Raw genomic sequence first — 11,697 nt, 5'->3', positions numbered from 1 at the left:
TCAGGCTGCCGCGCGGGCACGGGTCTGCAGGCGCAGGCGCTGGAAGTACACGTCCTCGAGGTCGGGAGCCACCGCCGCGAAGCCGTCGCCGGGATCGTTGGCACTGTGCACGTGGATCACCGGGCGGCCACCGACCAGACGGGTCGACAGCACTACGTAGCGTGCTTCATGGTCGGCCAGTTCCGAAGGATCGACCTGCTTGCGCCAGACCTGCTGCTGCAGAGCATCGATGGCTTCGGCGGGGCGCCCGGTCAGCAGCACCTGGCCCTTGTTCATGATCGCCATGGTGGGGCACAGGTCGGTCACGTCCTCGACGATGTGGGTGGACAGGATCACCGCCACGTTCTCGCCAATGGCTGCCAGCAGGTTGAGGAAGCGATTGCGTTCCTCGGGGTCGAGGCCGGCGGTGGGCTCGTCGACGATCACCAGCCGCGGGTCGCCGAGCAGTGCCTGGGCAATGCCGAAGCGCTGGCGCATGCCGCCGGAGTACGTGCCGAGCTTGCGCTTGCGCGCGTCCCACAGATTCACCTGCTGCAGAAGACCATCGACCACCTCGCGGCGCTGCGCGCGCTGGGTCAGCCCCTTGAGCACCGCGAAATGTTCCAGCAGGTCCAGCGCGCTGACCTTCGGGTACACGCCGAAATCCTGCGGCAGGTAGCCCAGCCGGCGGCGCACCGCGTCCTTGTCGCGCAGTACGTCGATCGGCGCTTCGCCGGGAATGGTGAGGATGGCCGAACCGCTGTCGGCCTCCTGCAGGGTGGACAGCGTACGCATCAGCGAAGACTTGCCGGCGCCGTTCGGCCCGAGCAGGCCGAACATGCCGCGCGGGATGTCCAGGCTGACATTGTTGAGAGCGTGCACGCCGTTGGCGTACGTCTTGGACAGCGAATCTATCTTCAGCATGCGACGTACACCTTTCCGTGTGTGATCGCGCTGTTTATCACCCGCAACCGGGCTGGCGTCATGCGCCGTTGGTCATGGTGCCGTGCGGGTAGCAGGTGAGGGCACCCCACCGTTGAAGGGCGCGGCAGGGGCGGCTTCCAGTGCGTGGGGCTTCGCCAGGGCGGCAGGGGGCCAGCCTGTGAAGTCTTCCTGAATGCGTTGGGGAAGGTCGGCCGGATCACACAGGACGTCGACAGGGGCACCGATAGTCTTTGCGCCTCTCAGGGCCATTGCCATGCAGGCGTACATGCGGACTGTTACCGGAGTAGAGGGACTGGACAGCATTCTTGGCGGCGGACTTCCGCAGGCGCGGCTGTATCTGCTGGAAGGGCCACCGGGTTCCGGCAAGACCACGTTGTCGCTTCAGTTCCTGCTGGAAGGCCTGCGGCGCGGCGAACGCTGCCTGTACATCACGTTGTCCGAGACCGCCGAGGAACTGCGCGAAGTCGCCGCTGCCCATGGCTGGTCGCTGGATGGCCTGCACCTGTTCGAACTGGGATCGGCTGAAGGCGCAATGGGCAACGGTCGCCTGCAGTCGGTGCTGCATTCGTGGGAAATGGAGCTGGACGAGACGGTCAATCTGATCATGTCCAAGGTGGACAGCATCGGGCCCACCCGCGTGGTGTTCGATTCGTTGTCCGAACTGCGCCTGCTGGCCCAGGACTCTCTGCGCTACCGGCGCCAGATCCTTGCGTTGAAGCAGTTCTTCGCGCCCAAGAGCGCTACGGTAATCCTGGTCGATGACCTGACCTCTACCGGCGAAGAGCGCGATGGGCAGTTGCACAGCCTGTGCCACGGCGTGCTGTCGCTGGAACGCCTGACCCTGGATTTCGGCCCGGCCCGGCGCCGCATGCAGGTACAGAAGCTGCGCGGCGTGGATTTCATTGCGGGCTACCACGATATGGTGATCCGTCGTGGAGGACTCGAGATTTTCCCCCGCTTGATCGCCTCCGAGCACCACGACCGGTTCGTGGGTTCGCCGGTGAGCAGTGGCGTCGACGAGATCGATCGCCTGCTGGGCGGGGGCCCCCTGCGCGGAACCTCGACCCTGTTGACCGGTCCCGCTGGCAGCGGCAAGACCAACGTCGCCCTGCAGTACGTGTGGGCGGCCTGCGAACGTGGCGAACGCTGCTGCATCTTCGAGTTCGACGAGCGGGTTGGTACCTTGCTGGCGCGTGCATCGGCACTGGACATCGACCTGGACAAGCATCTGCACTCGGGCCTGCTGGAGATCCTGCAGATGGATCCGGCCGAGGTGTCGCCGGGTGAGTTTTCCTGGAACCTGCGCAAGGCGGTCGAGCAGCGCAACTGCAGCGTGCTGGTGATCGACAGCCTGAATGGCTATGTCACGGCAATGCCACAGGAAAAGCAGCTGATGCTGCAGCTGCACGAGATGTTGTCCTATCTCAACCAGAAGGGCGTAGCGACGTTCCTGATCAATCCGCAGCATGGCCTGGTGGGCACCATGTCCACCGGCAGCCTCAATGTGTCCTACATCGCCGATGCGGTGGTGCTGTTCCGTTTCTTCGAGGCCAAGGGGCGCATCCGCAAAGCCGTTTCGGTAATCAAGAACCGCGGCGGTGCGCACGAAGACACCATCCGTGAGCTGAAGATCGACGGGCGTGGCATCACCGTCAGTGCGCCATTGGCAGACTTCCAGGGCATCCTGACCGGCACGCCCGAATTCGTGGGTGACAGCGCAGCGCTGCTGGGCCAGTCCGATGTCCGATAGGGACGAAGGCTGCACGGTCGTCCGCATCGTGGCGCCCTTCGGACGCGATGCCGACAGCATTGCCGCGGTACTGGAGGGGGTAGGGCTGGCAACGCGCATCGCCGGCAACCTGGAGGAGCTGGCCGAGCATCTGGATGATCGCACCGGCCTGGTGGTGGTGACCCAGGAAGCGTTGGTGCGCGGTGCCGACGGTATGCTGCCTGCATTGCAGCAGCAACCGGCCTGGTCGGATATTCCATTCATCCTGCTGCGCTCGGCGCGGTCGTACCGCCGTTCCACCCGCGAGGCACTGTTGCCAGCTTCGATCAACGTGGTGGAGATGGACCGGCCGCTTGGCAGCATGTCCCTGATCAGTGCCGTCCAGGGCGCACTGCGGGCCCGTGACAAGCAGTTCCTCGTGCGTGATCAGATGGCGGCATTGGCGGACGGGCGGGCCGCACTGTCCCGCAGTGAAACCGAGTTGCGCCTGATCGCCGATGCGATGCCGGTCCTGATCGCCTTTGTTGATCGTTCGATGTGCTTCCGTTTCGCCAACCGAGCCTATGAGACCTGGTTCGATCTCGCCACCGGCGAGGTGATCGGCAGGCACGTTCGCGAGGTGATCGGCGAATCCGTATGGCAGCAGCGCAGGGCGGCGATGGAGCGCGCGCTGGATGGCCAAGCGGCGCTCTTCGAGATCACCTGGCCGCATCCACTACGCGGCCGGCGCGACTGCGAAGTGCGTTACTCGCCGCGCACCGATACCGAGGGCCGGGTGGACGGATTCCACGTCTTCGTTACCGATATCACCGCCGCCAAGCTGGCCCTGAGCAACAGCCAGCAGCACGCACATGCACTGGAGGCCATGGTGGCCGAGCGCACGCGTGAGCTGGAAGCGCAGATGGCTGCACGCGAGGCCAGCGAGGCCGCCCTGCGGCAGTCGCAGAAGATGGAAGCGATCGGCCAGTTGACCGGTGGCATCGCGCACGATTTCAACAACATGCTGACTGGCATCCTGTCCGCGCTGGACATCGTGCGCCTGCGCCTGGACATGGGGCGGGTGGATGATCTGGAGCGTTTCCTGGATACGGCCACCACCTCGGCGCAGCGTGCCGCCGCATTGACCCAGCGCCTGCTCGCGTTCTCGCGCAGGCAGTCGCTGGACGCGCGGCCGGTGGAGATCAACACGTTGCTGGTATCGGTGCAGCACCTGTTGCACAGCACGATCGGGGAAACGGTGCGGCTGCGTACCGAAACCTGCCCGGTGCCGCTGCACGCCACGCTGGATGCCAACCAGTTCGAAAGTGCGGTGCTGAACCTGGCCATCAATGCACGCGACGCGATGCCTGATGGCGGCGAGCTGATCCTGCGCACTGCGGAAGCAGATGTGCATGCAGGCCAGTATCCGGCAGTGCCGGCAGGGCACTATGCGGTGGTGGCAGTCGCCGACACGGGCGCCGGCATGGCGCCGGAAGTGGTCGAGCGCGCATTCGAGCCTTTCTTCACCACCAAGCCCATCGGCAAGGGAACCGGGCTGGGCATGTCGATGGTGTATGGCTTCATGCAGCAGTCCGGTGGTCACATAGCGATCGAATCGCGCCTCGGTGAGGGCACCACCATTTCCCTGTTCATTCCACTGGTGGAGGCCGCGACCAGCGAAGCGGTGGCCGCTCAGGCCAAAGCCATCCGGCTCGGCGCTGGCCAGTCGATCCTGGTGGTCGAGGATGATGAGCAGGTGCGCATGCTGGTCACGGTGGTGCTCGAGGACCTGGGGTACCAGGCCCAGGTGGTGGGCGATGCGGACGCCGCGCTTCCGATCCTGACTTCGGACCAGTGCATCGATCTGTTGATCACTGACGTCGGCCTGCCTGGGCTCAATGGCCGCCAGCTCGCCGAAATAGCCCGTCACTCGCGGCCGACTTTGCCAGTGCTGTTCATGACCGGCTACGCGGAGAAGGCGCAGGAGCGCTCGTCCTTCCTCGATGCGGGCATGGCGATGATCGCCAAGCCGTTCCTGCTTGACGAGTTCAGCGCAGCGGTTCGCACCGCGATGCCTGAAACGGCAGGCGGCAATCCGTAGAGCCGGGCCTGCTCGACTGTTTTTGTGCAGAGCCGATCCATGCTCGGCTGATCTTTCCCGACGGGAGTCGCATCCGCTTGTCGAGCGAGCTCGACACTACCCGCGCTGCGATGATTCCCGCACCACCAGCTTTACCGGGATGCTCTGGCTGTCCACTGCCTGCCGGCCGATCAGTGCCAGCAGGCGCTCCACCAGCAGTTGCCCGGCCTGCTTGGTGTCCTGCTGCACGGTGGTCAGCGCGGGAGATACCGATGCTGCCAAGGGGATGTCGTCGAAGCCGGTCACCGCCACGTCCTGCGGCACCCGCAGGCCGGCTTCGCGCAGGGCCCGCATCGCGCCGATGGCGATCAGGTCGCTGGCCGCGCAGATCGCATCGATCGGCTCGCCGCGCGCCAGCAGTGCCTGGCAGGCCTCCTGGCCGGAGGCTTCGGTGGTGATCGCATCGTGCTGCAGCGCCGCCTCGGCAGCCAGGCCGTGTTCCCGCAGGGCCGCGACATGGCCGCGGTAGCGTTCCTGGAATTCGGGGTAGTGGCTGGAAGCATGGCCGAGGAAGGCGATGCGGCGGCAGCCCTGCTGCAGCAGGTGGGTGGTGATGTCGTGCCCGCCCTGGAAATTGTCGCTGCCGATCGACACGCCGGGTTGGCCGGGCAGGGCGGCGCCCCAGCGCACGAAGTGCGTACCCTGTTCGACCAGCCGTTGCAGGCGGTCGCGCGATTCGTGGTAGTCGCCGTAGCCGAGCAGGATGATGCCGTCGGCCTTGTTGCTGTCCTCGTAATCTGCCTGCCAGTCGGTGGACAGCTGCTGGAACGAAACCAGCAGGTCCTGCCCGTGCAGGGCGCAGGCGCGGGTGATCGAGCCCAGCATCGAATGGAAGAACGGGTTGATCAGCGAGTCGTCGTTGGTCGGGTCTTCGAAGAACAGCAGGGCCAGCGTGCCGGCATTGCGCAGGCGCAGGCTGGAGGCGTTCTTGTCGACCTTGTAGTTCAGCTCGCGGGCGATGCGCAGGATGCGCTCGCGGGTCTCGGCATTGACCATCGGGCTGCCACGCAGGGCCCGCGACACGGTGGGCTGGGAGACCCCGGCCAGGTGGGCGATGTCCAGGGAGGTGGCTTTGCCTTTGATTGTCATGGGAACTGATAGGGAACGTGCAGCGATCATGATGCCATGAGGCCGGCCCCCTGCTTGCAGGTGCGCTCCTGTCTGAATGAACGGGATTGATGTTAAAAAATGTGACCAATTTGTCACTTTGACCTGATTTGCACAAAAGCGCATTCAGCAGATGGACAGCTGCCATGGCATGGCCATAGAGTCCGCGCACCAGGGGACAACAAGGCAGTTGACGTGGGCAGCAACGGATCAGGGATCGATCTGCAGGAGTCGCTGTGCGTGGACGATGGAGGCGCGCTGGCGTGCTTTGTCGCCCTGTTGGGGTTTCTGGATCGGCCTGCCGACCCCGACCAGCTCCGGCACCAGCTGGGCCACCCCGAAGGCCGTATCGATACACAGGATCTGTTGCGCCTGGCCAAGCGGATGGACGTCAAGGCACGCGTGGTACAGGCGCGGGTTACCGCGCTGCGCGATCATCCGCTGCCCGCCATCGCCTGCCTGGCCGACGGACGCTATACGCTCGTGCTCAAGGCCGACGCCGAGAACGTGTTGTGCTTCGACGCGGCGGCCGACGGACGCCCGGTCACGCTGTCCCTTGGCGAGTTCTCGCAGGAGTTCGATGGCCGCCTGTTGCTGATGACCACGCGTGAAAGCGTGGCCGGCGCCGCGAGGCGCTTCGATGTCGGTTGGTTCATTCCTGCCCTGGTGAAGTATCGCCGCCTGCTGCGTGACGTGCTGGTAGCCTCGTTCTTCCTGCAGTTGATGGCACTGATCACGCCGCTGTTCTTCCAGGTGGTAATCGACAAGGTACTGGTGCACAAGGGCATCACCACCCTGGAAGTGCTCGCCCTGGGCCTGCTGGTGGTTTCGGTGTTTGAAGTGGTGATGGGCGGGCTGCGCACTTACCTGTTCTCGCATACGACCAGCCGTGTGGATGCTGAGCTGGGCTCGAAGCTGTTTTCGCACCTCACCCATCTGCCGCTGGCCTACTTCCAGGCGCGCCGTGTCGGTGATTCGGTGGCGCGCGTGCGCGAACTGGAGACCATCCGCGAGTTCCTCACATCTTCGGCGCAGACCGTGGTGCTGGACCTGTTCTTTGCCATCGTGTTCCTGGCCGTGATGTGGCTGTACAGCCCTGCATTGCTGTTGATCGTGCTGATCACGCTGCCGTTGTACGCCGTGGTGGTGATGGTGGTCGGGCCGATGCTGCGGCGCCGCCTGGATGAGAAGTTCGTGCGCGGTGCCGAGAATCAGTCGTTCCTGGTCGAAGCAGTAACCGGTGTGGAAACCATCAAGGCGCTGGCGGTCGAGCCGCAGGCGCAGAACCGCTGGGACAAGCAGCTGGCGGGCTACATCCAGGCCAGCTTCCGCGCCAGCATGCTGGCCAACTGGGGTTCGCAGGCGGTGCAGCTGATCCACAAGCTGGCCACGGTGGCGCTGCTGTTCTTCGGCGCGCGGCTGGTGATTGACGGCAAGCTGACCGTGGGCGAGCTGGTGGCGTTCAACATGCTTGCCGGGCAGGTTGCCGGACCGGTGCTGCGCCTGGCGCAGTTGGCGCAGGACTTCCAGCAGGCGCGCATTGCCGTGGAGCGGCTGGGCGACATCCTCAACTCCCCTACCGAACCGGCCAGCTCACCCTCGCGTGCCAGCCTGCCGGCAGTAGATGGCCGCATCGCGCTGGAGCATGTGTCGTTCCGCTATCGGCCTGAGGGACAGGAAGTGTTGTCGTCGGTCAGTCTGGAGATCGCTCCGGGTGAGATCCTCGGCGTGGTCGGCCCCTCGGGGTCCGGCAAGTCGACCCTGACCAAGCTGATCCAGCGCCTGCACACCCCGGAGCGTGGCCGTGTGCTGGTGGATGGTGTCGATCTGTCCATGGTGGATCCGGCGTGGCTGCGGCGGCAGGTGGGTGTGGTACTGCAGGAAAACCTGCTGTTCAACCGCAGCGTGCGCGAGAACATCGCCATGGCAGACCCGGCGATGCCGATGAGCCGGGTGGTGGAAGTGGCCAAGCTGGCTGGTGCGCACGATTTCATCCTGGAGCTGCCCGAGGCCTACGACACACGCATCGACGAGCGTGGAGGCAATCTCTCCGGCGGCCAACGGCAGCGTCTGGCAATCGCGCGTGCATTGGCGATCGATCCGAAGATCCTGATCTTCGACGAGGCGACCTCGGCGCTGGATGCGGAGAGCGAGGAAGTCATCCAGGACAACCTCAAGCGGATGTCCGCCGGCCGCACCGTGATCATCATCGCGCATCGTCTGTCGGCGGTACGCCAGGCCAACCGCATCGTGACCCTCGAACGTGGCCGCATCACCGAGACCGGCACGCACGAGGATCTGCTGCGCGCGGGAGGCCGTTACTCACTGCTCTACACCAAACAGATGGGCCTGCCCGCCGTGGCGGCCCCGCTGAACTGACCACCACGCGCCCAGCCAAGGACAGCACGCATGTTGAAGGGACTGAGGCACCACCTGGGCATCCTGCGCGAGAGCCTGCGCGCGGAGCGTGCGCAGCCGGACCAACGCGATTCGGCGGCGCCGGACTTCCTGCCGGCGGCGCTGGAGATCCTGGAAAAGCCACCGAACCCGATCGGCCGCACCGTTCTCTGGTTGCTGATCGCCTTTCTGGCCATTGCATTGATCTGGTCGTGCCTTGGCCGCCTGGACATGGTCGCCGTGGCCGAAGGCAAGGTGATTCCGCGCGGCAACGTGAAGGTGATCCAGGCCGCGGACCAGGGTGTGGTCCGTGCGATCCATGTGGTCGAAGGGCAGTCGGTGAGGGCCGGCACGCCGCTGCTCGAACTGGACCCGACGGTCAGCCATGCCGAAGTCGAGCAGGCGCGCCAGGCGTTGCTGACCGCGCAGATCGATGTGGCACGGGCGCAGGCCGTGGTTGACCACGTTGCTGGCCGGGCCGGTCGCTTCATCGCACCGGAGGGAACGCCTGACAGCATCGTTGCCATCCAGCAGGCACTGGTGGCCGCCAAGCAGCGCGAGTTCGATTCCACCGTGGGCGGGCTGCAGCAGGAGCGTAGCCAGCGCGATGGCGAGCACGGCATGATCCTGGCCGAGATCGCCAAGTTGGAAGAGCAGCTGCCGCTGGCCACCGATCAGTTGAACAAGCTGGAGGAACTGAGCCGCGACAACTATGTGCCGCGACTGCAGGTGGCCGAAGTGAAGGAGCGTGTTGTCGGCATGCGCCAAGACCTGGCGATCCGTCGCGAAGAGCAGCGCAAAGCGACCGCAGCGCAACTGGCGGCCAGCCAGCAGATGAGCAAGAGCCGCAGCGAGTTCGCACGCGAAGCATTGGATGCCCTGACCGAGGCCGAAGCGGCGCGCGCGCTGCGTGGCGAAGAATTGAAGAAGGCCCATGACAAGGCCGGCCACACGGTGCTGCGCGCACCGGTGACCGGCGTGGTGCAGCAGCTGCAGGTGCACACCATCGGCGGTGTGGTGAAGCCGGCCGATGCGCTGATGGTGCTGGTGCCGCATGACGGCGAGCTGGTGGTCGATGCGATGCTGCCCAATCGCGATGCCGGCTTCGTCCGCGACGGGCAGCCGGTGGAGGTGAAGCTGGAGGCCTATCCGTTCACCCGCTACGGTGTGGTGGATGGCGTGGTCGAGACTGTGGGCCGCGATGCGGTACAGACCGAGAAGGAAGGGTTGCGCTACCCGGCCCGCGTGCGCCTGCTGCAGCCCTGGATCGAGGTGGATGGAAGGCGTCGCGCGCTGGCGCCGGGCCTGGCCGCTACGGCGGAGATCAAGACCGGTGATCGCCGCATCATTGAATACCTGCTGTCGCCGCTGTCGCGGCGTGTGCAGGAGGCGGGGAGGGAGCGATGAAGAACGGTGTTCAAGTCTCAAATGGCGACCGTATAACCATGCGGCTCCTTGGTCTGATTCTTGTACTGGCTCTTCTCCCGTGGCATCTACAGGCACGAGATCATGCCCCGGTGAGGTCGGTGGATCTGCAGGAGCGCCTGGTTGCACTGCTCTCCCATCAGGGCGGGGAACACTGGAAGGGCATCCCGCCGAGTGCGCTGGAACAGGCAATGAGGGTCAGATGGCGGCGTGGAGAAGGCTTGCCCTCTTCCGGCAGAGGGGAAGGGATTACTGTCGAAGGCTGGTCCTTCTGGATGCAAACCGAGTTTCGCAACGGTCGCTATCAAACACTTCTCGACACCTACGTTGCCACGCCAAGGAACACCTGCACGTTCAATGCCGATCAGTTTGCCCGGAGGCTCAGGGCCATCGGGATGACGGGCGGGCCAGTCAGATCAACGCTGCTTCCCGAGACCTGGTACCTCGGCGCCAGAAACGTGGAAGTTGCGGTCCGGACATACACAAGCACTACCAATGGTCAGCGCCATCAGTGCGTTGAAACGATCAGCATCGGTCCCCGGGAGTTCTGAACATGCCATCGATCAACAATGAGCTTGAAGCCGTACTGCAGAGTCTCCGTCAAAAGGGGGGGCAGTTCTCCAGGGCCGAGCAGACCATTCGGCGGACAATCGAGAGTTCACCCGAACTCATGATTCGTTTGAACGTATCCGCCAAGAATGGGACCCTGAAGGGAATTGAACTGCTTCCCTCCGGTGCGACAGAGGGAGGACACTACAGCGCAGGATCCGGAGTCATCCGCATAAGTCGCGATCGGTTCACTGCTGGAGGTGAAGCTGCGTTGGATGCGCTGGCATTCGTGCTCGGCCATGAAACCGCACATAGCATCTATGAAGTTGAGAACGCCAAAGCGCTTGAAACATTCCGACAGCAGGTATACGCACTCTCGGTCGTGAAGGGTGTCAGAGACTATACGCCCATCTTGGACGCTTACCTTAAGGCCACGCGTCGAAACGAAGCGATTGCGATGATCGGGGGGTGGAACGCGGTTTGGGGACGAGCCGTGCTCAATTCCAACAATGGCATCGACCAGCAGTCGTTCCTGGCCAGGATGTATCAGGCGATGCCACCGGGATGTATCGTCAAGGAACCCAATGGTAGTTACAAGCTCGCACAGGGCATCACCATGCGCAGCAACTACTCCATTGAGTCCAGCAGGACTTCGCCGAACGTCGAGGGATTCGGAGTCTGCTACTACGATGGCACGGGCGCCGGGCTTGGCCAGTCCGGGGGGCTCAATTACCCGAACTATTACCTGGGTCCCCAGCTGGAGTACATCATCGAAGTCGAGCTGCAGATGCAGCGGCAGATGCCTGCGGGAAACCAGCCTGGTGACGTTCGGATTGATCTCGAGGCGATAGGCGGCAATGCATCGGCGCTTGAGGCAGACGGCTTGTACTTCAGCGGAAGAGATAGCCAGTTCATTTTCTCAGATGGCCGTGGGCCATTGCGAGTCTTCAATAGGAAGGGTGACGCTTCGCAGAAGCCGCGGAGCCCATCACAGTTGCAGCTCCCCGTTGACAGTGAAACCTTGCAGCGAATCACCATGGCTGGGGGATTGGGCGGGTCCATTGGCGGCGCGATCGCCTCTGCGTTGAAGATCAACGATCCGCTGTGGAAGGTGCTTGCTTCAGCCACGTTGAAGACGGTAGGTAAGAACCTGGCCGAGATTGCAGCTGCAGGTGGAACGAAGGTCGTGACGCGGGCGGGCGTCCTGGATCTGCTTTCTGATATCCCGGAGGAGTTTCGAGCAAGCCTCCAAGGGGCCGCCGCTGGCACGGTTTCTGCCTATCTGACGGCTGAGCTGATCAGTTCGCTTGGCATCAAGGGAACGTTGGGTGAGGTCGGACAGAGCGTTGCTGCAAGCTCGCTCAGCCAGATCATTGAGAACGCGATCAAGATTGCTGATGGCGCCACGATCAGCATCACAGATGGCTTGTCAACGGGTCAGGTCTTT

The 11,697-nt window shown here is 64.1% G+C and carries 7 protein-coding genes; 5 read left to right on the top strand and 2 right to left on the bottom strand.

Translation table 11 applies throughout. From position 1 onward, the window contains the following. Positions 1–903 carry an ABC transporter ATP-binding protein gene (locus tag AC07M7_RS02070; RefSeq protein WP_426354070.1) on the bottom strand — a complete coding sequence of 301 codons (903 nt, stop codon included), beginning with the start codon at positions 901–903 and terminating at the stop codon, positions 1–3. A 274-nt stretch (positions 904–1,177) separates the two neighbouring features. Between AC07M7_RS02070 and AC07M7_RS02065 the strand changes: the two genes are divergently transcribed. Beyond that, positions 1,178–2,674 (top strand): ATPase domain-containing protein, encoded by a 1,497-nt coding sequence (locus AC07M7_RS02065; RefSeq protein ID WP_046985701.1) that lies wholly within the window; start codon positions 1,178–1,180, stop codon positions 2,672–2,674. Next, on the top strand, positions 2,664–4,733 hold the full coding sequence (locus AC07M7_RS02060) for a PAS domain-containing protein (protein WP_495206634.1): 2,070 nt from the start codon (positions 2,664–2,666) through the stop codon (positions 4,731–4,733). Before AC07M7_RS02065 ends, AC07M7_RS02060 begins: the two co-directional genes overlap by 11 nt. 96 nt (positions 4,734–4,829) lie before the next feature. Here the strand turns inward: AC07M7_RS02060 and AC07M7_RS02055 are convergent, their stop codons facing one another. After that, positions 4,830–5,861, bottom strand: a complete 1,032-nt coding sequence (locus tag AC07M7_RS02055) for a LacI family DNA-binding transcriptional regulator (RefSeq protein WP_495206633.1) — start codon at positions 5,859–5,861, stop codon at positions 4,830–4,832. 213 nt (positions 5,862–6,074) lie between these two features. Here AC07M7_RS02055 and AC07M7_RS02050 point away from each other — a divergent pair, with 213 nt between their 5' ends. The 3 genes from AC07M7_RS02050 to AC07M7_RS02040 are packed head-to-tail and all read left to right on the top strand — an operon-like array spanning position 6,075 to position 10,252. Further along, entirely contained in the window at positions 6,075–8,258 is a 2,184-nt protein-coding gene (locus tag AC07M7_RS02050) for a type I secretion system permease/ATPase (protein ID WP_282568112.1), read from the top strand. Between the two features lie 30 nt (positions 8,259–8,288). Next, positions 8,289–9,683, top strand: a complete 1,395-nt coding sequence (locus AC07M7_RS02045) for an HlyD family type I secretion periplasmic adaptor subunit (protein WP_046985704.1) — start codon at positions 8,289–8,291, stop codon at positions 9,681–9,683. After that, positions 9,680–10,252 carry a hypothetical protein gene (locus AC07M7_RS02040; protein ID WP_478474901.1) on the top strand — a complete coding sequence of 191 codons (573 nt, stop codon included), beginning with the start codon at positions 9,680–9,682 and terminating at the stop codon, positions 10,250–10,252. The genes AC07M7_RS02045 and AC07M7_RS02040 overlap by 4 nt, the downstream gene beginning before the upstream one ends. The last annotated feature ends 1,445 nt before the right edge of the window (positions 10,253–11,697 follow it).

This window comes from Stenotrophomonas sp. GW821-FHT09E08, from assembly GCF_059416125.1.
The sequence above is the reverse complement of the archived record's forward strand: the minus strand, read 5'-3'. Positions and strand labels throughout refer to the sequence as shown.